The organism is Aequorivita vitellina (assembly GCF_022008365.1).
Classification (GTDB): domain Bacteria; phylum Bacteroidota; class Bacteroidia; order Flavobacteriales; family Flavobacteriaceae; genus Aequorivita; species Aequorivita vitellina.
Map to the genome: position 1 here is coordinate 35,621 of NZ_JAIRBA010000014.1, position 21,378 is coordinate 56,998.

The 21,378-nt window shown below is 37.2% G+C and carries 16 protein-coding genes; 4 read left to right on the top strand and 12 right to left on the bottom strand.

The window, feature by feature from the left end:
* Positions 1–34: 34 nt before the first annotated feature.
* Together K8089_RS08625 and K8089_RS08630 are read left to right on the top strand one after the other, a co-directional pair.
* Complete coding sequence (locus K8089_RS08625) at positions 35–2,209, top strand: endonuclease MutS2 (protein ID WP_237602876.1); 2,175 nt, start codon at positions 35–37, stop codon at positions 2,207–2,209.
* A gap of 64 nt (positions 2,210–2,273) precedes the next feature.
* Positions 2,274–2,675 carry a thiol-disulfide oxidoreductase DCC family protein gene (locus tag K8089_RS08630; RefSeq protein WP_237602877.1) on the top strand — a complete coding sequence of 134 codons (402 nt, stop codon included), beginning with the start codon at positions 2,274–2,276 and terminating at the stop codon, positions 2,673–2,675.
* 148 nt (positions 2,676–2,823) lie between these two features.
* Here K8089_RS08630 and K8089_RS08635 read toward each other — a convergent pair whose 3' ends face one another.
* The 4 genes from K8089_RS08635 to K8089_RS08650 form a co-directional block, all read right to left on the bottom strand.
* Positions 2,824–3,624 (bottom strand): hypothetical protein, encoded by an 801-nt coding sequence (locus K8089_RS08635; protein WP_237602878.1) that lies wholly within the window; start codon positions 3,622–3,624, stop codon positions 2,824–2,826.
* Positions 3,625–3,802: 178 nt separating this feature from the next.
* Positions 3,803–5,248, bottom strand: coding sequence for a dicarboxylate/amino acid:cation symporter (locus K8089_RS08640; RefSeq protein ID WP_237602879.1), 1,446 nt, complete (start codon positions 5,246–5,248; stop codon positions 3,803–3,805).
* Positions 5,249–5,257: 9 nt separating this feature from the next.
* Positions 5,258–6,322, bottom strand: a complete 1,065-nt coding sequence (gene aroC, locus K8089_RS08645) for a chorismate synthase (RefSeq protein ID WP_237602880.1) — start codon at positions 6,320–6,322, stop codon at positions 5,258–5,260.
* Between the two features lie 75 nt (positions 6,323–6,397).
* Positions 6,398–9,337: an FAD-binding and (Fe-S)-binding domain-containing protein gene (locus K8089_RS08650; protein ID WP_237602881.1), complete on the bottom strand. Its 2,940-nt coding sequence runs from the start codon at positions 9,335–9,337 to the stop codon at positions 6,398–6,400.
* A gap of 133 nt (positions 9,338–9,470) precedes the next feature.
* Here K8089_RS08650 and K8089_RS08655 point away from each other — a divergent pair, with 133 nt between their 5' ends.
* Both K8089_RS08655 and K8089_RS08660 read left to right on the top strand, forming a co-directional pair.
* Positions 9,471–9,971, top strand: a complete 501-nt coding sequence (locus tag K8089_RS08655; protein WP_237602882.1) for a hypothetical protein — start codon at positions 9,471–9,473, stop codon at positions 9,969–9,971.
* 149 nt (positions 9,972–10,120) lie between these two features.
* Positions 10,121–11,575: an amidohydrolase family protein gene (locus tag K8089_RS08660; protein WP_237602883.1), complete on the top strand. Its 1,455-nt coding sequence runs from the start codon at positions 10,121–10,123 to the stop codon at positions 11,573–11,575.
* Positions 11,576–11,633: 58 nt separating this feature from the next.
* Here the strand turns inward: K8089_RS08660 and bshA are convergent, their stop codons facing one another.
* The 8 genes from bshA to K8089_RS08700 form a co-directional block, all read right to left on the bottom strand.
* Positions 11,634–12,770 carry an N-acetyl-alpha-D-glucosaminyl L-malate synthase BshA gene (gene bshA / locus K8089_RS08665; protein ID WP_237602884.1) on the bottom strand — a complete coding sequence of 379 codons (1,137 nt, stop codon included), beginning with the start codon at positions 12,768–12,770 and terminating at the stop codon, positions 11,634–11,636.
* A gap of 147 nt (positions 12,771–12,917) precedes the next feature.
* A complete protein-coding gene (locus tag K8089_RS08670) occupies positions 12,918–15,836 on the bottom strand; it encodes a glycoside hydrolase family 3 N-terminal domain-containing protein (protein WP_237602885.1) in 2,919 nt (972 codons plus the stop codon).
* A 14-nt stretch (positions 15,837–15,850) separates the two neighbouring features.
* Positions 15,851–16,336, bottom strand: a complete 486-nt coding sequence (locus K8089_RS08675; RefSeq protein WP_237602886.1) for an ABC transporter ATPase — start codon at positions 16,334–16,336, stop codon at positions 15,851–15,853.
* Between the two features lie 72 nt (positions 16,337–16,408).
* Positions 16,409–17,200: a (Fe-S)-binding protein gene (locus tag K8089_RS08680; protein WP_237602887.1), complete on the bottom strand. Its 792-nt coding sequence runs from the start codon at positions 17,198–17,200 to the stop codon at positions 16,409–16,411.
* A gap of 84 nt (positions 17,201–17,284) precedes the next feature.
* Positions 17,285–17,719 (bottom strand): LNS2 domain-containing protein, encoded by a 435-nt coding sequence (locus K8089_RS08685; RefSeq protein ID WP_237602888.1) that lies wholly within the window; start codon positions 17,717–17,719, stop codon positions 17,285–17,287.
* Between the two features lie 58 nt (positions 17,720–17,777).
* Positions 17,778–19,082, bottom strand: a complete 1,305-nt coding sequence (locus K8089_RS08690; RefSeq protein WP_237602889.1) for a (Fe-S)-binding protein — start codon at positions 19,080–19,082, stop codon at positions 17,778–17,780.
* Between the two features lie 6 nt (positions 19,083–19,088).
* Positions 19,089–20,036, bottom strand: a complete 948-nt coding sequence (locus K8089_RS08695; RefSeq protein WP_237602890.1) for an MlaD family protein — start codon at positions 20,034–20,036, stop codon at positions 19,089–19,091.
* Between the two features lie 54 nt (positions 20,037–20,090).
* Entirely contained in the window at positions 20,091–21,212 is a 1,122-nt protein-coding gene (locus tag K8089_RS08700) for an N-acetylmuramoyl-L-alanine amidase family protein (protein ID WP_237602891.1), read from the bottom strand.
* Between the last annotated feature and the right edge of the window lie 166 nt (positions 21,213–21,378).

The following is a 21,378-nucleotide window of genomic DNA, read 5'->3' on the forward strand; positions in this document are numbered from 1 at the left end:
TTACTTTTGTATGATTGCTGAAAAAGTAAAATTAATGGAAATAAAACGGAAAGCCCGTATACACACTAAAACTTTAGAGGATCTTGAATTCCCCTCAGTACTATCCCAAGTTTCGGAATTTTGTGTAACCGAACCGGGACGTGAAACTATTTTAAAAATAATCCCCTATCGGGATTTTGACGAAATTGAACCAGAACTGCGACGCGTGAAGGAATTTACCGCTTCGTTTGATGGCGATAACCGAATTCCAAATCACGGATTCGACCCAATTTTTCGCGAGCTACGATTATTCGAAATTGAAAATAGTTCGCTTGAAATTTCAGGATTTCGAAAAATTCTTTCTATTTCTGAAACCACTCGCATTCTGTTGAAATTCTTTAAAAAATTTGAAGAGTTTTATATTTATTTAAACTCTTTTTCCGAAGATGTAAATTACACTTCAATCATTTCCGAAGAAATAAATAAACGAATAGACAAATATGGCGACATTAAAGACGAAGCTTCCACAGAACTTGGCACTATCCGCCGAAGGTTGAACGTTGTAAAAGGAAAGATAAATTCATCTTTTACAAAAGCGTTATCGCAGTACGCACAAAGTGATTATTTAGATGAAATCCGCGAGTCGGTTGTAGAAAACAGACGCGTGCTCGCGGTTAAAGCAATGCATCGCAAAAAAGTGAAAGGCGCCGTTTTGGGCAGTTCAAAAACGGGAAGTATTGTTTACATTGAACCTCAGGAAACGCTAGAATACGCTAACGAACTTAGCAATCTGTTATACGAAGAGGACGAAGAAGTTAAGCGAATTTTAAAAGCTATGACCGCCTTTGTGCGTCCGCATGCCGGTTTATTGGCGAGCTATCAGGAATACTTGATAAAAATGGACGTGCTGTATGCAAAAGCAAAATATGCCCTAAAAATTAATGGGGTTTTGCCAATCGTTGTATCCAATAAAAAAACTGCATTAATAAACGCATATCATCCGTTGTTGTTGGTTTCCAATAATAAACGGAAAGAAAAAACATTTCCGCAGAGCATTGAACTTGTACCTGAAAAACGGATAATCGTAATTTCGGGACCCAATGCGGGCGGTAAAAGTATTACGCTAAAAACCGTTGGGCTTTTACAGGTAATGCTACAAAGCGGGATGTTAATTCCTGCCGATCCACAGAGTGAAATGTGTTTTTTTAAACGAATTTTAACCGATATTGGCGATAATCAATCCATCGAAAATCATTTAAGTACCTATAGTTACCGTTTAAAAAAGATGAATCAATTTTTAAAAAAGTGCGATAATAAAACACTTTTTTTAATTGATGAATTTGGAACAGGGAGTGACCCAGAACTCGGTGGCGCGTTGGCAGAAACATTTTTGGAGGTTTTTTACGAACGTAAAGCTTTCGGAATAATTACTACACATTACACCAATTTGAAACTATTGGCGAATGAATTGCCACACGCGATAAATGCAAACATGCAATTCGACAATAAATCTTTAGAACCTTTGTACCACTTACATTTGGGCGAAGCGGGAAGCAGCTACACTTTTGAAGTTGCGCAGAAAAACGGTATTCCCTACAGTTTGATAAACAAAGCAAAAAAGAAAATTGAACGCGGCAAAGTACGTTTTGATAAAACTATTGCCAATCTTCAAAAAGAGCGGAGCAATCTTCGGAAAACTTCAGAATCCTTAAAAACCGAAGAACAAAAAGCGCGTATTGAAAGCAAGCAATTAGAAGAAGTTAATGCTCGTGTTCAGGAAAAACTGGAAAGTTATCAGGAATTGTTTGACGCCAATCAAAAGTTAATTAGCTTGGGACGAAAAGTAGATATACTGTCTGAAAAATATTTCAACAATAAAAGAAAAAAACAGTTAATTGATGAGCTAATGAAGCTTGTTATGATTGAAAATAGCAAACGCAAAAAGCTAGCGCCCAAAAAGAAAAAGGCCGTAAAAGCCAAAGAAAAAGAGGTAATTAAAGAAGTTGAAAAAAAGGTTGAAGTAATTAGAGAACGCAAAAAAGAAGAAAAGGAAAAAGCAAAAAAATTACCGCCACCAAAACCGAAAGTTACGCTAAAAATTGGCGACAGAGTACGAATGATAGATGGCCGGGCAGTTGGAACCATTGACACTATTGAAAAAAACAAGGCTTTTGTAAATTACGGAATGTTCACCACCAATGTGAATTTGGAGGAACTGGAAAAAGTTTAATAAAATACACGCAAAGACGATAATAAAATATCCTACGCCTTTGCGGCTTTGCTAGAAAATAGAAATGTTAGAAGACAATAAAATAATCCTTTTTGATGGCGTTTGCAATCTTTGCAACGGGGCGGTCAATTTTGTGATTGAGCGCGACAAAAAGAACATTTTTAAATTTGCGGCGTTGCAAAGTGATATTGGGCGGGAGTTGACTTCAAAATTAAATATAGATACGTCAAAAATAGACTCCATTATTCTTATTGATGGCGAGAAACATTATATAAAATCTTCAGCAGCGCTACATATTACCAAACATCTTACGGGTGGCTATCCCCTACTTTATGGTTTTATGATTTTTCCAAAATTCATTAGAAATGCGGTTTATGAATACATTGCAAGAAACCGTTATAAATGGTTTGGGAAACGAGAAAGTTGTATGATAGCGACTGAGAAATTGAAGAGCAAGTTTTTGTAAGCTCTCACTCTTTTTTAAAATATTGCTAAATCTTTTAAATCTACTTCGATTGTAAGCAGTTTTATTTAATACGAATTAAATAAACTATTTTAAGATTTAATTGTTTTTAGATGATGAGTTAAATTACCATAGTTTCTCCAGTATAATTTTAATTTATAGTCTGCCCTGAATTAATATTACCAGGTGATTCTGCGGACGGTCCACTCCAAGTAAAATCGTTATATTCGTTTCCCGTACCTATTAACTGAAGTGATTCACCTATAGGGGTTGAAGCAGTTTCATTGACAAGAATATCAATTGAAGTTCTTCCATTTGCTGTTCCGTCTATCGCGGTAAAAGAACCTTCATAGCTAATAAAATAAAGTAATTCACCGGCATCGACTAAAGCAATTCCGTCAGGCGCACCATTTTGAATACCGTCTCTTGGATATGAAAAGACAACAGTTCCAATTCCGTTTGATTGATCAGGAATCACTCCTGTTAGATTGGTAATTCCATAAACTTTTCCATTTACTCCATTATACAACTCAATGGAGTAGGTAGCTAAATCTAATCCAGCAGGTCCAGCAATTTCAATAAACTCTCCTTGATCCGTCCCATTATTATCATAATGAAATTCATTAATCCAGGCTACTGGGCTAGCTAATGTAACGCAATGAATGCTTTCCCAGCTTTCGCCATTCCAAACTTGTAGACAGCCCTCATTATTAGCGTAATTCAATAAAAATATGGTCAAACCATAATCTGCGTAACCCGCATTTATTGCATCGCGAGCAGCAATATTTGGAACACGTGGTGGCATAAACCCGCCATAAGTAACACCACCATCTGAAGTACTGCTTATTTCCAACATTGATGCCGGCGTAGGAGTTGTGGTGCCAATTCCTACTTGGCAATAAATATTTGTCGCAATAAATGCAGCCCCGAAGAATAGAAAAATACGTTTCATAACTATGCAGTTTACATAGCTAAGAAGTCATTAGTTCACTTTTATAGATTGGGTTTTTATACCGGGGAGAACCCAAATTTAATAAAAAATATTTTTTCTGCCAAAAATATATATATTTCACAAGTAAAACGAATTAAAGTCATTAATAAAATATATTATTGGCAACAAACCCAAACTATTACGAATCTAAGTCGAAAGTTTCCGAAGGATTGTCGTGTGGCTCATAATTTAGCATACCCTCTCCCTTTGCAATAATTGTACAAACTGTAGCATCTCCTGTAACGTTCACTATGGTTCGGAACATATCTAAAATTCTATCAACCGGGAATATAATAGCAATCCAAGCAGGATTTAAACCAACCGATTCTAAAACAATAATTAGCATTACCAGTCCTGCACTAGGAACAGCTGCCGAACCTATAGATGCGAGTGTTGCAGTTATAACAATGGTTAATTGCTGTCCTAATGTTAAATCGATCATATGCAGTTGCGCAAGGAAAACCACAGCCACGGCTTGGTAAAGACAGGTGCCATCCATATTTACTGTTGCACCAATGGGAAGTACGAAACTGGTTATCTTTTTATCTACCCCAAGGTTTTCTTCAACACATTCCATAGTAACCGGTAATGTGGCAGCACTACTAGAAGTTGAAAAGGCCAAGGTTTGAGCTGGTGCCATTGCGTTGAAAAATCCTTTATAGGGAATACTCTTTACAAATAACTTCATAAATAAGGGGTATATTACAAATATCATCAACATCAGCCCGGCAAATACTGTAAGAGAATACCAACTTAACCCTTTAAAAATTTCATAAACCTTGCCAATATCGTCTCCCGCCATTTTACTCACAACTCCAGCTAGCAATGCGAATACAAAGAAAGGAGCTGCTTGCATTACCAGATCTACCATTTTTAAAAACACCTCCATGGCGCTGTCCATAAAATCCGTGACAGGTTTTGATTTTTCATTTGGAATCAATAACAAGCTTACCCCGAAAAATATTCCGAAGAAAATAATTTGCAACATCAACCCATTATCTGTCAGTGAAAAGAAGAAATTTTCTGGAACAATATCAACCAACGGTTGCAGTGGAGTGCTCTCTTTAGCCTTTTGTGCAGTTTCCATCTTTTCTGAAACCGAAGCATCTTTTAAATCGCCTTTAGAAAGGTTTGTAATTTTTTGGGCACGTTCAAAAAAAGCTGGGTCTTGTAGATAGTTTATTCCGTCTTTTACTTCATGTCCTTTTGAAGCCGCCCAGATTTCATAACTTATTCGGTTATCAATTCGGCTTTGTTCATCAATTAGTTTTCCGGGTTTAATGGTGTTCACCAAAAGAAGCCCCATGCTTACTGCAAAGAGCGTTGTGATTAGATACGCCAATAAGGTCTTGCCTCCCATTCTTCCCAAACTTGACGGATCGCCTATATTAGCCACTCCGCTAATTATAGAAACCAAAACTAAGGGCACGGCAATCAATTTTAAAAGATTGATGAAAATTTTTCCAAATGGCGCTATCCAATCTATTGTAAATTCACTCCAACCTAACTGACTGCTGAGTAAAGCCCAAATAATACCTAAAACGAGTCCGATGATTATTTTCCAGTGTAGCGCTAATTTTTTCATATAAATTCTTTAGTGTCGTGAAATTTTATTTAATAGATAGAAATCGGCAATAACTAATGCCGCCATAGCTTCAACTATTGGGACAGCACGAGGCACAACGCAGGGATCGTGACGGCCTTTCCCTTCAGCAATCGCTTTATTACCTGCACTATCAATAGTATCTTGTTTTTGCATTATTGTGGCTACGGGTTTAAAAGCGACTCTAAAGTAAATATCCATACCATTGCTTATTCCGCCCTGTATTCCGCCACTCAAATTAGATTTTGTCGTTCCATCAGGGTTAAAAATGTCGTTGTGATCGCTTCCTTTCATCTTTGCGCCGCAAAAACCACTTCCGTATTCAAACCCTTTTACTGCGTTTATAGAAAGCATTGCTTTTCCTAGTTCGGCGTGCAGTTTGTCAAAAACAGGCTCTCCCAAACCCACAGGTATATTTTGAAGAACACAGGTAATTGTTCCGCCAACAGTATCACCATTTTTTCGCATTTCTCTAATTAGACTTTCCATTTTGGCTGCGCTAGTTTCATCTGGACACCGCACAACGTTATTTTCGGTTTTAGAAAAGTCTAAATCTTGATAGGGTTTATCGATGAAAATTTCACCCACAGAGGAAACAAATGCATTTATTTTAATTTCTGAAAGCAGTTGTTTTGCAATGGCACCGGCTACAACTCTACAAGCAGTTTCTCGTGCGGAAGAACGTCCGCCACCGCGATAGTCGCGGACTCCATATTTTTTATCGTATGTGAAATCGGCGTGTGAAGGACGGTAAATATCTTTTATGTGACTGTAATCTTTACTTTTTTGATCGGTATTTTCAATTGTGAAACCAATTGGTGTTCCAGTCGTTTTCCCTTCAAAAATTCCTGAGAGAAACTTTACTTCGTCTGCTTCTTTTCGTTGGGTAACAATTGCTGATTGACCGGGTTTACGGCGTTGCATTTCAAGATTGATTGCTTCAAAATTAAGGGAAAGTCCTGCAGGACAACCATCTATAATTCCGCCAATGGCCGCTCCGTGCGATTCGCCAAAGGTGGTGAGTTTAAAGATTGTTCCGAAGGAATTGCCAGCCATAAGTTGGTTTTCAACAAATGTAAACTTTCAAGGCCAAATATTCAAGGTTGAAATTTCAAAATTATAGATAAATACTTAAACAGTGGTTAAAAGCGCATTTTTAAGAATGGTAACAGGGTGAAGTGCGTGTCTTTCCGTGCCGTCCAGAATTTGATGACGACAACTCGTACCATTGGCCGAAATAATAGTGTCTTCAGAAGCTTTTCGCACGGCGGGAAATAGCTTCAACTCCCCTATTTTCATACTCACCTCATAATGCTCCTTTTCATATCCAAAACTTCCAGCCATTCCGCAACAGCCCGAAGTAATGATGGTTGGTTTGAAGTTTTTGGGAAGGTTTAAAATATCAAAAGTTACTTTTTGATTGCTGAGCGATTTTTGATGGCAATGCGAATGTATTTTTATATGTTTTTCTTCCGAAGTAAACTGTGCTGCTGAAATAGCGCCGTTTTGAATTTCAGCAGCCAGAAATTCTTCGATTAAAAATGTATTTTTTGAAATAGCTTCCGCCGAAGGTTTATCGTCTACCAACCGAAGATATTCATCCCGAAAAGATAGGATTGCCGAAGGTTCAATTCCGAGAAGCGGGACATTTTCAGAAACCTTTTCTTTTAAAAATGAAATGTTTTTGTTAGCCTCTACTTTTGCCTCTTCCAAAAACCCTTTAGAAAGCAGTGCGCGACCGCTATCCAATGTATCTATTACTTCTACTTTATAACCCAAACCAGTTAAAAGTATAAACGAATCCACTGCAATTTCTACATCCAAATAATTACTGAATTCGTCAACAAAAAGCAATACGTTTTTTAATCTATTTCTTTCAACTGAATAATTTTCAGTTAATTGACTATTAGGATTTTGCAATGTATTACTGAAACTCTTAATCGAAACTTTTGGCAACGTTCTATTTTGATGAACCCCTCCAATATTTTTTATAATTTTTGAGGTGAATCCATTCGTAAAAAACCAATTTGACAACTTTGGAAATTTTGAAGCCATTTTATTCAACTGTGTACTTTTTCCGAATAATTTATTCGAAAAAGAAGCTCCGTTTGCTTTGTTGTACTGATATAAGAATTCAGCTTTTGCAGTGCTTATATCAACATTGCTGGGGCATTCGCTGGCACAAGCTTTACAACTTATGCAGAGATCAAAAACATCTTTTAACTCCTTTGAATTGAATTTGTTAACCGCGTTATTATTCGTTAAAACCTCGCGTAAAGCGTTGGCACGTGCGCGGGTTGTATCCTTTTCATTTCTCGTGGCGTGGTAGCTGGGGCACATGGCACCCGCAGAATCTGCGGTTTTACGGCAATCGCCGCTTCCGTTACAACTTTCGGCCAAACGAAGGATGCCTTGATAATCCCCAAAATCCATTAGCGTTTTAATGTTGGGTTCCGCTCTATCGGTTACATAACGAAGCGATTCGTCCATTTTAAAGGCATTGACAATCTTTCCCGGATTGAAAATGTTTTGTGGGTCAAAAGCTGTTTTGATTCGTTTTAAAAGCTCGTAATTTTTATCACCAATCATTAAGGGAATAAACTCTGCCCTTACAATTCCATCGCCGTGTTCACCGCTAAAGGATCCTTTATATTTTTTGCAAAGCATGGCAACGTCTGTTGTAATTTTTCGAAAATAATCAACACCTTCGCCTTCTTTCAAATTTAAAATAGGACGTAAATGCAACTCACCCGCACCGGCATGGGCGTAATACACCGCCTGCTGGTTATACTTTTTCATGATAGCAGAAAACTCTAAAATATATTTCGGCAAATCTTCCAAAGCCACGGCTGTGTCTTCAATACATGCGACAGCTTTTTTATCGCCAACCATATTTCCGAGCAAACCTAAGCCTGCTTTTCGCAGTTCCAATGCCATATTAATTTCTTCGCCTCTTAAAATTGGACTGTGGTAATTATAGTTGGAAATTTCCAAAGATTTAAGCAAATTTTCAATTTGAATGTTTAAATCTGCTTCAGTGTTACTTTTTAACTCTAAAAGTAAAATTGCTTTTGGATTGCCTTCCACAAAAAAGCGATACGGCTCGTAAGTCTTGCTTTTTTTGGTACAATCTAAAATTACGTCGTCCATCATTTCGCAGGTGTGCAAATTGTGTTGCATTGCCACAACCACGTCGTTTAAGCAGGCTTCAAGCGAATTGTAATGGGTGGCAACCATTGCGGTAAATTGTGGCGGCAACGGGTCTAATTGTAAGGTAATTTCAGTAGTAAAAGCAAGGGTTCCTTCACTTCCGCAGAGTAATTCGCAAAGATTTATTTCTTTGTTGAATTCGCTAAAAACATTGGTGTTAATTAAACTATCAACCGCATAACCCGTGTTTCTCCGGTGAATTTCAGGTTTTGGAAATTCGTTCCAGATTTCCTTTTGCGTTTCTTCGGAAATCAATTCATTATAAAGCGTTTTATAAATATTTCCTTCAAAAGAATTCAATTTCGTTTTCTGTAGAAAGTTTTCTTTTGAAATTTTTTCAAAAACCACTTCTTCGCCGTTGGTAAGAATTGTTTTCAATTTTAAAACCTTATCACGCGTTACGCCATATTGAATGGAAGTTGTGCCACTACTGTTATTGCCCACCATTCCACCGATCATACAGCGATTGCTCGTTGAAGTGTTTGGCCCAAAAAAAAGATTGAAAGGCTTCAAGTAAGCGTTTAATTCATCACGAATTACACCCGGTTGCAGTGTTACCGTTCGGTTTTCGGTATCGACCGATAATATTTTGGTGAAGTGTTTTGAAACATCAACAATTATTCCGTCACCAACGCATTGTCCCGCCAGGGAAGTGCCAGCTGCACGAGGAATGAGTGATGTGTTATTTTTTGAGGCAAACTGAATAAGTTGCTTAATTGCCTCGCTATTTTTGGGGTATGCAACCGCTAACGGTACTTTTCGATACACGGATGCATCTGTGGCGTAAATTGCGGTGTGTAGGGCATCGGAAAAAAAATCGCCTTTGAAATTTTCCTTAAATTCCTCTAATGTTTTTTTCATAGTAGCTACTGTAAATGTAAAAAATTTCATTAACATTTTTTTCTAAAATATGGTATATAGATTGGCATTGCTTTAACTAGAAGCTAATGTTAATACCGGTAATTTTACGCTATTAATAACTAAAACTCAAATCATGAAAAAAGTCATTTTTTTATTTACCATCATCTCTGCGCTCACTTGGCAGGCAAATGCGCAGGAAATTTCTGAAAATGCAATCGGACTTCGTTTTGGCGAAAGTGATGGTTTTGGTCCTGAAATAAATTATCAAAGACATCTTGGCGATAATAACAGACTAGAGCTAGGACTTGCTTTTCATAGCGAGAAGCACTGGAATGCAATAAAACTTCTTGGAATCTACCAATGGGTTTGGAATATTGATGGTGGATTTAACTGGTACGCTGGCCCTGGAGCCGGTTTAGGACTTGTGAGTTATGATACAAAAGACAAAGATTATCCTTTTGATGATAGATATGACGACTCCGAAGCATTTGCTTTTATTACGGGCGATATAGGTATAGAATACAACTTTGATATACCTTTAATGCTTTCCTTGGATATGCGACCGCAATTTAATTTAGGATATAGAGACAACGTTAGTTTTGATATTGGGTTAAGTGCCCGTTATCAGTTTTAAATAGCTGAAAAATACATCTTTATTACAACAAATGCTCCATAATTTTATGGGGCATTTTCCTTTTAAAAAAACAGGGTTTTTCCTGTTTTCTAAACAAAAAATTTTATGCAATTTTATATAATTTAGTATAATCTGCAAAAATATATACCATGGACAAGCATTACGTAGACGTACATTGCCATCCCTCACTAAAGCCCTTTAGCAAAAGTTTTAAGTATAAACCAAGAAAACAGAATGATATTGACCCAAATAGAAAAAACTCTATTTGGCATTACAGCCCTCCAAACTTTTTGGAAAAGTTGGTTAACCGACTTGTTACCCTCACAAAATTTACGCAAACAGATTTAACCGCACTTGCAAAATCCAAAGCAAAAGTGGTGATTGTGTCACTTTATCCGTTCGAGAAACATTTTTTTGGAAAAGAAATAATTGGAATAAAAGGCGTGACCGATGTTTTGGTTAATCTTGCCGCCAGCATTAGTCAAGCGCGGATGGATTACATTAGAAGTAATAATGATTATTTTGCCGATTTGGTAGATGAGTATAAATACTATCAACAACTCCACAATCAAGTTGAAAAAATAGACGGAAAAATCTACACCTACCGATTGGTACGTAATTATCAAGAAATTCAACAAAACTTTTCTCAAGAAACAGATTCCAAAAAAATAATAAACATTATTCTAACTATTGAAGGAGGCCATAGCTTTAATACGGGTTTAGATATGAATAAAGATATGGCGAGTAGAACCGAAGTACTTGGTAATGTTAATGCTATTAAAGACTGGAAATACCGCCCTATGTTTATTACACTGGCGCATCATTTTTACAATGAACTCTCTGGTCATGCCAGTAGTATTTCTATAGGAATATTAAAGAAAAACCAAAGTCGCGGCTTAAATACAGGGATCACAGAATTGGGTGAAGAAGTAATTGATTTGTTACTCGATAACACCGATAATAAACGAATTCCGATAGATATAAAACATTTAAGCACAGCATCCCGGGAAGCATATTACAACATTCTAGACACAAAATACAGCAATGAAAATATACCTATAATTGCCAGCCACGGCGCTTGTAACGGGAAACATTCAATTGCATTATATAATAAAACCGGCATTGGCAAACACGAAGATTGGTTCTGCAACATTGATATTAATTTTTATGACGACGAATTGATACGAATTGCGCGCAGCAACGGTATTTTTGGAATTCAATTAGACGAACGGCGCATTGGCAGTAATAAAGCAATTAATGAAAGCAAAATATATTTTCCAAACAAACGCAAACAATTGCGAAAAAAGGCTCTTTTAGTTTGGCGACAAGTATTACATATAGCGCAAGTACTGGACAATAAAGGGCTGTTTTGCTGGGGAATACAATCTATAGGAAGCGATTTTGACGGAATTGTCAATCCAACAAACGGGTTGTGGACTGCCGAAAACATGAAGGATTTAGCCGAAGAAATGTTAAACCACGCCAACGATTATCTTTCAACAAATTTAAACAAGCTAAAAAATTTCAATAGAATTAGCGGTGAAAGCATTGTAGAACGCGTAATGCACGGAAACGCCATGGATTTTATTGAAAGAAATTACTAATAAGAAAAAATTCTTCGTGTTGAAATGTTTATTATAAATTGAAAAATCTAGACAAAATCTAGTCACCATTTTTTCGAAGAATAGCGTCTTTATAGAGTTTTTCATACAAAGGCACTATTTTTTTTGTATCGTAAATCATGGCAGATTCTATTGCTTGTTTTTTGAATCTTGCTAATGTTTCATCAGATTCTAATATTTTTAAAGCATTTTCTGCCATCTCTGCTACATTGCCTACTTCACTTAAAAATCCACTCACACCTTCAATATTCACTTCGGGTAAGCCGCCAGTATTGCTCGAAATTACCGGTACACCACAGGCCATTGCTTCTAGAGCTGCAAGCCCAAAACTTTCTTTTTCAGAAGGAAGCAGAAAAAGATCGGTAAAACATAAAATTTTATCTACTTCGTTACTATTTCCTACAAATAAAACTTTTTCTTCAATGCCTTTTTCTACACACAGGTTTTCACAAGCTTCTCGTTCGGGACCTTCGCCTACAACAATTAATTTTGCAGGAATACGTTGTTGAATACGATCAAAAATTTCAATTACATCTTTTACTCGTTTTACAGGTCGCAGATTACTTACGTGAGTTATAATACGTTCATCTGGCTCGGCCATCAAATCGCGCTGACACTCGGTAAACGGATTTATTTTCTTCGGAATATCAATAAAATTAGGAACAACGTGAATTTCCTTTTTAATATCGAAAAGATGTAGGGTATCTTCCTTTAAACTCTTTGAAACTGAAGTTACCACATCGCTGTTATTAATACTAAAAGTAACGGCGGGTTTATAAAAAGGATGATTACCTACCAGAGTAATGTCTGTGCCGTGCAGGGTTGTAACCATTGGAATATGAATGTTTTCTTCTGCTAGCATTTTTTGCGCCATATATCCGGCATAAGCGTGTGGAATTGCGTAATGCACATGAAGCAGCTCTATTTTATGCAACTTCACCATATCTACCAATTTACTGGAAAGCGCAAGTTCATACGGTTGATAGTGAAAAAGCGGATAAACTGGTACCGAAACTTCGTGAAAATGTATGTTTTTTGAAAGCAATTCAAGTCGAACAGGTTGTTTGTATGTTATAAAATGGATTTCATGACCGTGTTCGGCAAGCGACAAACCCAATTCTGTGGCCACTACCCCACTCCCACCAAAGGTTGGGTAACATACTATTGCAATTTTCATATTATATTTTTTTGAAGCACGAACCACAATAGCTTCGGCTAAAATTAAAATTAGTTTTCTTTATAAAAACAATGACAGGTAATGGTTTTATTTACTGTAATTTTTCTGCAGTCGTAACGCTCTTCACACTTATATTGAAGATTACTTTTAATAATCAATTGCCTCATAAATGGCCTCTTGAATTTTACTGCGCAAATCGCTTCTAATTAACTTTCGGTTTTCCGAATCGGGAAACGTTCGGTTAGATAAAAACACATAAACAATTTCTTCCTCCGGATCTGCCCAAGCTAAGGTACCGGTAAAACCGCTGTGCCCAAAACTTGTCATAGACACGCAACCGCACGTTGGCCCCGAAGTACCAAGCTGTGGCTTGTCAAAGCCTACACCTCTTCGTACATTTTTATCGCAATAATAACAGGTATTAAAAAGATCTAAAATATCTGGATTAAAATAGCGTGTGCCGCCGTAAAAACCTTTCCAAAGATACATCTGCATTATTTTGGCCACATCATTAGAATTACTGAACAAACCCGCATGACCACTAACACCGCCAAGCATCGCTGCCCCTTGGTCGTGAACATAGCCTTGAACTTTCTGATTTCTAAAAATATTGTCCTGTTCCGTGGGTGGAATATTGTCTTTTGAAAATTTAGACAATGGCAAATAGGTGGTATAATTTGCACCCAAAGACTGATAAATTTTTTCTTGCACTACAAACTCCATTGGTTTGCCAAACTTTTGCTCAAAGTATTTTTTTAGAATATAATAAGGCAAATCACTGTATTTATATTCTAATCTGGAATATAGTTCGCTTTCGCGAATTGTTTTATAAATAGTATCCATATAATCTCTGCGCATATAAAGATTTTCTGCTACTTGCACATTAAAATCCTTAGCCGGAACATCTGAATAATATTTTGAAGAAACCCCGGTTTTAGCCTCATTTAAAGTGTATCGATAAAACGGAATCCACGCTTTTAGCCGGGCATAGTGCGAAAGCATTTGTTTTAAAGTAATGTTGGCTTTGTTTGAGTTTTTATACTCGGGAAGCATTTCGGAAAGCTTGGTATTTATGCTCAACTCTTTTTTGTCTACAAGCTGCATAACAAGCGGCAACGATGCCAGAATTTTTGTGAGTGAAGCCAAATCATACATAGTGGTATCCGCTACCGCAATTTTCTTGTTGTATTCGTGATATCCAAAATTCTTTTGATAGATAACCTTCCCTTTGCGAGCAACTAAAACCTGCGCCCCGGGAAACATATCTTGGCGCATCCCCAAGTTAACCAGCGAATCTATTTTTTTTAATTTATAACTGTTAACCCCTACGCTTTCAGGAGTTCCGTATTGCAGTCTTCGCAACGATTTTGTTTTAAAACTTGTGTTTAATGGAAAGTCTTCGCCCAAAGAAACGGGAAGTTTTCCTTTTGCTTCTCGCGCTCCAAAAATAAGTTGCGCAGAAAGTTTCTGGGAAATTTCACTGTTTTGATAAGACATAATTATTCCTTCAAAATTGGCAGTGGTTTTTAAATCCAGCATAGCATACGGTCTTGCAAAAACATCTAAAATTACCGTATTTGTTCGGGCAATTTCATAAAGCCATACAATTTCGTTTTGTGAAAACTCAAATTTTTTCCAAGGATTGTCATTACTTTTATGAAAACCGATAATTACGTAATTGTAATGCTTTAGTTTTTCAATATAATCGTGGAGACTGTTCGCTTTTACCCAATCTACTTCGGCATATTTCTTTAATTCATTTAGAAAAACTTCACCCGAATCGTCTCCAAAATTTATGTACGCAATCTTTTTCTGTTGAAGCTCTTTTATAGGAAGAATTGCACGCTTATTCTTTATTACCGTGAGCGCATTGTCCATCGCTTCTTCGTACAGTGCATCGTCGTTCACCGAATTTAAATCTTCAAACAAATAATTTGTATTTACAGGCTTGTAATTATATAGCCCAACTTTATATTTTGCATAAAGAATTTTCTTTACAGAATAAGCCAAACGCTTTTCAGTTATTACTTCTTCATTATAGGCATTTACAAGAAACTCCATTGCTTTTGGCACGTCTTCGGGAATCAACAGCACATCGTTTCCGGCTAAGAAGGCAGCGAGTTCTATTTCGCCAGGATTTTTGAAATTTGAAGCTCCTTTCATATTTAACGCATCTGTAAAAATGAGACCGTTGAAGCCGAGTTCGCCTTTAAGAAGATCTGTTACAATTTTAGAAGAAAGGGAAGACGGATAATTCATTTGAATTTCCAAAGCAGGAACGTTCAAGTGCGCCACCATTACGCTATTAAGCCCTTCACTTATCAATTTTTTATAGGGGTAAAGTTCTAAAGAATCAATGCGTTCTCGCGAAAAATCGATTGTTGGAAGGGTTTTGTGGCTATCCATATCTGTATCGCCGTGACCGGGAAAATGCTTTGCGCTCCCCATAATACCAGCGCTTTGCATTCCTTTCATAAAAGCAAGCGCTTTTTCGGTGACGTTTTCTTTATCTTCGCCAAAAGAACGGTTCCCAATAATTGGGTTTTTTGGGTTGGTATTTATATCTACTACTGGCGCAAAATTAATGTGAACACCCAACCGTTTGGATTGTTCGCCAATTCTACGACCAATTTTTTCAACAATATTATTGTCGGTAATGGCGCCCAAAGTCATATTCCACGGAAAAGCATAAGTAGAATCTAATCGCATTGCCAATCCCCATTCGGCGTCCATTCCAATCATTAATGGGACTTTCGCGAGATCTTGAAATTCGTTGTTCAGCTTAGCTTGACGTACGGGACCACCTTTTGAAAAAATAACACCACCAATATGGTAATTGGTAATTAAGTCTTTGATTTTATCGGTCTTTGATTTAGGGTCGCTCGAAAATATATCGACCATAAAAAGTTGGCCCATTTTTTCTTCCAAAGTCATATTGTCGAAAATACTATCTACCCATTTTTTCTGATTTTGAAAATCCTTTTTAACTATTAACGGATTTCTATCCTGCGAAAAAGCTGTAAAAGCTAGCGATACAAAAACATATGTGAGCACTAAATTTTTCATAAACAAATAGCTTTTTACGATAAAAATCTATTGTGCCAGCTTTCGTGTGCGGGTACTTCCCAATTTTCAAGGTATTCGGCTTTCGTATTTACCAAATTATTGAAAACAACCGTGTTTTTTGAAACAGATTTGTCTTTTGCCATTTTTCTGAAATCGGCCAAGGGTTTGTATGCAATATATTCTCCCGAATAAAAAGTCACGTTCATTTTGTCGAGAAAATCTACATCAAATTTTTCTTGAAGTGATTGTATAAAATGTACCGAAGCATCAATGCTACAGCCCGATGCCGAAGCATTTGCTTGGTTTAAGCCAATTACAATAAACCGGTTGTATTTTATTTCTAATGCAGCCTCAAGCTCAGCACCATGGGCAGTCCATTTGGTTAAAAAATCGTTTGTGAGTTCGGTAATTTCAGCAACTTCAGCGTCGCTCAATTTTCTATTGGCCTGATAAATCCATACTCTGGAATCATCTGGCAGGTTTTTAAATTCTGTAAGCATTTTGGAATTTTCTTTCTAGTTCATTAGCCCAACGAGGAACCCGTCACGGTGGGAATACCTCGCAGGTTTTTTTTATAAATCTTCTGCATTTGCAATCATTTCGGCAACGTCCATTACTTGCACGTTGTCTTCGGCATTTTTGGCTTTTACGCCATCGGTCATCATAACCATACAAAATGGGCATCCAGTAGCAATTATATCTGCCGATACTTCCATGGCTTGTTCGGTTCGCAATACGTTTACATCTTTATTTCCAGGTTCGGGTTCTTTAAACATTTGTGCACCACCTGCGCCACAGCACATACCGTGTTTTTTATTGCGTCTCATTTCTACTAATTCGCCTTCTAGTTTTTCTAATAAATTTCTAGGGGCTTCATATTCGTTATTGGCTCTACCTAAATAACACGGATCGTGAAAGGTAATTTTCTTTCCTTTAAATTTTCCACCTTCCACTTTTAATCTACCTTCTTCTAAAAGGGTTTTTAAAAACTGGGTATGGTGCATTATTTCATATTTGCCGCCGAGTTCTGGGTATTCATTGCCAATAGTGTTAAAACAGTGCGGACAAGCAGTTACAATCTTTTTTATTCCGTAACCATTTAATACTTCAATATTGGTCATGGCTTGCATTTGGAACAAAAATTCATTCCCTGCACGTTTTGCGGGATCGCCAGTACAACTTTCTTCAGTTCCTAAAACAGCAAAATCTATTTTTGCTTTGTGAAGTAATTTCACAAAGGCTTTGGTTATTTTTTTTGCACGGTCGTCAAAACTCCCAGCACAGCCTACCCAAAAAAGCACTTCGGGTTGCTTGCCTTGAGCCATATATTCGGCCATAGTTGGCACTTTTATTGGTTCACTCATTTTATTATAGTTTGTGTTTCCAAGTTTAAAGTTTCAAATACAAGTTTCTGGAAGTTGAACACTTTAAATTTTGGAAGTTTAAGTTTAATCGTCAAATACTTCTATAGTTACTTCTTTTTCTACCAAATCGGTGAATTTTCCTTTGTAACGGGTTGCTTTCACCAAATGATTGTCTACCCAATGGTAATTACCGCCACGTGGTTTTCCCATCAGCATGCTGTGGTATTTAAACCCGTGCTCGCTCAGCCAAGTTTCGGTTATTTCGCGATGGGCTTCGGTGCGGGAGGTGAAAAAGCAGATTATATGTCCTTCGTCGTACCATTTGTTCAAGGTTTTTAAGGCATCTGGAAAAGGCTTGCAAGTTGCCATCCTCTCGGGTTCTTCATTTGGTATGTCTTCGGTAATGGTGCCGTCAATATCTATCAAGTAGTTTTTTATTCCTTCGGGAAGAATCGGGCTCACGTGTTCGCCCTTTTCTACTTTCTCGTGCAGCATTTTTTCTACTTCTTCTTTTTTCATACTATTGATTATTTGATCACGAATTCACGAATAATTTTCGAAAACGTATATCTCTTAATTAATTTTCATCCTTCCAATTCAATCGGTCCATTTGGTTGTATGGCCACGGTGCACCGTTGTTTTCAATATTTGTCATGGCAACATTCAGCTCTGTTGGGGCGGCAGATTGCTCCATCACCAAATATTGCCGCATATCCATAATAATACTCAGCGGGTCGATGCTCACGGGGCAAGCTTCTACGCAAGCGTTGCAAGTTGTACACGCCCAAAGTTCTTCGCGCGTAATGTAATCGTCCAACAATTGTTTGCCGTCGGGTTTAAACTCGCCGTTTTTGTCGATGTTTTTACCTATTTCTTCCAAACGGTCGCGAGTGTCCATCATAATTTTACGCGGCGAAAGTTTTTTGCCGGTGTTATTTGCTGGGCATTCATCTGTACAACGGCCGCACTCTGTGCAGGTGTATGCGTTTAGTAATTGAATTCTACTTAAATCCATTACATCGCTAGCGCCGAATTTTGCAGGTGCTTCGGCAGCTCCTTCTGCGGGTGCAGCGAATGGATCTGCATTGGGATCCATCATCATTTTTACTTCGTTAGTAACAGATTCTAAGTTTTTAAACTTCCCTTTTGGCACCACTTTTCCGAAATATACATTCGGAAATGCCAACATAATATGAAGGTGTTTTGAAAAATATAAATAGTTAAGAAACACCAGTATTCCCAATATATGTAACCACCAAGCGCTGCGTTCAATAATATGAAGTGTTGCTTCTGGCGTGTTGCTAAACCAGCCAGCGATGTATTTTGAAACTATGTTGCCGTTGTTCATTTCTTGAAAAGGAATGTCTGTGGCGTTCATTAACAGAAAAAGCCCCATTAAAACCATTTCAAAATAAAGAATAATATTACCGTCGTTTTTTGGCCAGCCTTTCATTTCGGGTTTCCAAAAACGTTGCAGTTTTAAAGCGTTTCTTCGCAACCAAAAGATGGTTACCGAAACAAAGACTAAAAGCGCTAATATTTCAAAAGAACCAATTAAAAAACCGTAAAAACCTCCCAGGGAAGAAAAAATTCTGTGCGTGCCGAAAATACCGTCAATAATGATTTCCAGTACTTCAATATTGATAATGATAAAACCGAGATAAACAATAATGTGAAGTAAGCCAGAAATAGGCCGCACCACCATTTTAGATTGTCCCAACGCAATGCGAAATACATTGCCCCAGCGTTCTCCCGTATGGTCTGAAGCATCTACTTTGTGGCCTAATTTAATGTTGCGTATAACTTTGCGGATGTTGATTGTAAAGAATCCAATACCTGCAACGAGTGCTATTAAAAATAGAATGTTTGGAATGTACTGCATAATGGTTTATTGGTCTGGGTTGGCTGGTGGTTCGTAATCTTTATTCTTTTTTCCGAAAATTGAAAAATGTACATAACGTTTCGGATTTAGCTTTAAGTCTTGCATCAACTGTTCAAGTTGTTTTGAAGCCCCTTCTAAATTTTCGTAAAGTTTATCATCCTTTAAAAGTTTTCCCATAGAGCCTTCTCCATTTTCAACACCCGAAACTATTTTGTCCATTTTATCCACTACACTTTGAAGATCGGTAACCAATTTACCCGTTTCAAGTTGCGACAGCGAATCTGTTAGTTTAGAAAGGTTACCGGCAGTTTTGTCTAAATTGGTAAATGTATTGTCTAATTTGCCTGTATTATTTGAAAGTATTTGATTCAAATTTTCAGACACTCCCGCAAAGGAGTTAAGCGTAGTGTTTAAATTTGCTATTGCTTGCTGCAAATTACGGCGCGTTTCTTCGTCTACAATGGCGTTTATACTTAATAACAACGTATCTACGGTTGCCAGAGTGTTATTTACTTTTCGTTCCAAAGGCCCCAAAGCTTTTGTAACTGCGGTGAGCATACCATCTTCTACATCGCCACGAAGGGTGTCGCCACTTTTGGCCACGTTGGCATCGTATTGTGGAAAAATACCCAAAGCTTTCCCACCAATTAATCCCGTACTGTATATTCTAACAATGCTATTTTTTGAAAAATCGAAATCTTTCTCAACTGTAAATTTTACCACCAAGCTGCCTTTGGTGTTGGCAAAGGTAATATCCTGTACTTTTCCAACGGTGAGACCATTTATGGTAACTGGTGCTGCTTGGGCTAAGCCTTCAACATTGTCGTATTTTACGTAAAATTCCCGGTTTTTTTCAAGCAGATTCGTGCCTTTTAAAAAGCTATAGCCAAAGATTAACAGCAAGATAGCTCCAATGGCGAGTATTCCGGTTTTAACTTCTTTCGATAGTTTCAAATGTATATTTTTAGAATGTGAACAAATTTAAGTGATAAATATAAAGAATGCACATTAATTGGCTTTCGATTTTAACACTTCCGGTAGATTAACTTTTCTTCCTTTTTTAAAAGCTACAACGTATGCCGAAGGATATCCCTTTTGCTGAACAAAGGTTTTCATCACTTGAATTTTGTTGTAATCGGAAGTTTCGCCATAATAATATTTAAAAAGTCCGTCTTCTTTTTCGCGTGCTACGTCTTTAAGTCCTTTAAAGTTATTAGGTTTTGGATCTAGTTTTCTGCTACTGGCTGCAAGTTGAACTTTGAAGGTTATGCCATCGTAGATCTCTTCCTTTGTGGTTTCTATTGCTTTTTCTACTTGAATCTGTTCAATTTGAGGGTCTCTAATTTTTTCGGTAGTAATGGAAAGACTGCTAATGTAAGATTTGATTGCATTCCCTATTTCGTTAGCCATTTCGGTTTGTCCCTTTGCCGAATTTAAATACGCCCCTTCACTTTTATTGGTTAGGAACCCTGTTTCAATTAAAACACTTGGCATATAGGTGTTGTGAAGCACCCAAAAACCAGCCTGTTTCACACTTCTATCTTTTCTTTTTAAATTATTGATAATATTGTTTTGCACCAAACTAGCCAGTAAAATACTTTGGTCTAAATATTCTTCCTGCATTAAGACCATTCCAATTAGCGATTCGGGTGCGTTGGGATCAAAGCCACCGTATTTTTCTTCGTAATTTTCTTCCAAATAAATTACTTCGTTTTCCTTTTTGGCTACTTCAAAGTTTGCCTGGCTTTTATGAAGCCCCAAAACAAAAGTCTCTGCACCGTAGGCATTTGAATTATGAGCATTGCAATGAACCGACACAAAAAGATCGGCATCTGCTCTATTTGCTATTGCCGCACGTTCGCGTAATTCAATAAATACATCTGTTTTGCGGGTGTAGATTACCTTTACATTGGGCAATTTTTCTAGCGCCGATCCTACTTTTAAAACAATATTCAGCGAAATTTCCGATTCTTTATAACCATTTCCCTTATTTCCGTGGTCGTGGCCACCGTGACCGGCATCCAAAACAACTACAAAAGGTTTTATAGGGTTTACTGCCGCTGATGCGTTGTTAGAAAATAATAAAACGGTGAATATTAATAAAAAAGAAGAAAAAAGTTTCGTGTACATATGTGTGTTAACGCTTGTTACTAGTGATTATTATTATAAAGTTGCCCCAAGAAACAAAGCTGCTGTGCTCCAAAAAATATGACGGACTCTTCAATATTTTGAATAGTCTCGGTTCTTGACGCTTGGTTCTTTTTAGTCATTTGATCTTTTTCCCAAAAAGTTCAAT

Coding starts and splice junctions, on each gene's coding strand:
- K8089_RS08625 (WP_237602876.1), top strand. CDS start 35: ATGGAAATAAAACGGAAAGCCCGTATACACACTAAAACTTTAGAGGAT.
- K8089_RS08630 (WP_237602877.1), top strand. CDS start 2,274: ATGTTAGAAGACAATAAAATAATCCTTTTTGATGGCGTTTGCAATCTT.
- K8089_RS08635 (WP_237602878.1), bottom strand. CDS start 3,624: ATGAAACGTATTTTTCTATTCTTCGGGGCTGCATTTATTGCGACAAAT.
- K8089_RS08640 (WP_237602879.1), bottom strand. CDS start 5,248: ATGAAAAAATTAGCGCTACACTGGAAAATAATCATCGGACTCGTTTTA.
- aroC (WP_237602880.1), bottom strand. CDS start 6,322: ATGGCTGGCAATTCCTTCGGAACAATCTTTAAACTCACCACCTTTGGC.
- K8089_RS08650 (WP_237602881.1), bottom strand. CDS start 9,337: ATGAAAAAAACATTAGAGGAATTTAAGGAAAATTTCAAAGGCGATTTT.
- K8089_RS08655 (WP_237602882.1), top strand. CDS start 9,471: ATGAAAAAAGTCATTTTTTTATTTACCATCATCTCTGCGCTCACTTGG.
- K8089_RS08660 (WP_237602883.1), top strand. CDS start 10,121: ATGGACAAGCATTACGTAGACGTACATTGCCATCCCTCACTAAAGCCC.
- bshA (WP_237602884.1), bottom strand. CDS start 12,770: ATGAAAATTGCAATAGTATGTTACCCAACCTTTGGTGGGAGTGGGGTA.
- K8089_RS08670 (WP_237602885.1), bottom strand. CDS start 15,836: ATGAAAAATTTAGTGCTCACATATGTTTTTGTATCGCTAGCTTTTACA.
- K8089_RS08675 (WP_237602886.1), bottom strand. CDS start 16,336: ATGCTTACAGAATTTAAAAACCTGCCAGATGATTCCAGAGTATGGATT.
- K8089_RS08680 (WP_237602887.1), bottom strand. CDS start 17,200: ATGAGTGAACCAATAAAAGTGCCAACTATGGCCGAATATATGGCTCAA.
- K8089_RS08685 (WP_237602888.1), bottom strand. CDS start 17,719: ATGAAAAAAGAAGAAGTAGAAAAAATGCTGCACGAGAAAGTAGAAAAG.
- K8089_RS08690 (WP_237602889.1), bottom strand. CDS start 19,082: ATGCAGTACATTCCAAACATTCTATTTTTAATAGCACTCGTTGCAGGT.
- K8089_RS08700 (WP_237602891.1), bottom strand. CDS start 21,212: ATGTACACGAAACTTTTTTCTTCTTTTTTATTAATATTCACCGTTTTA.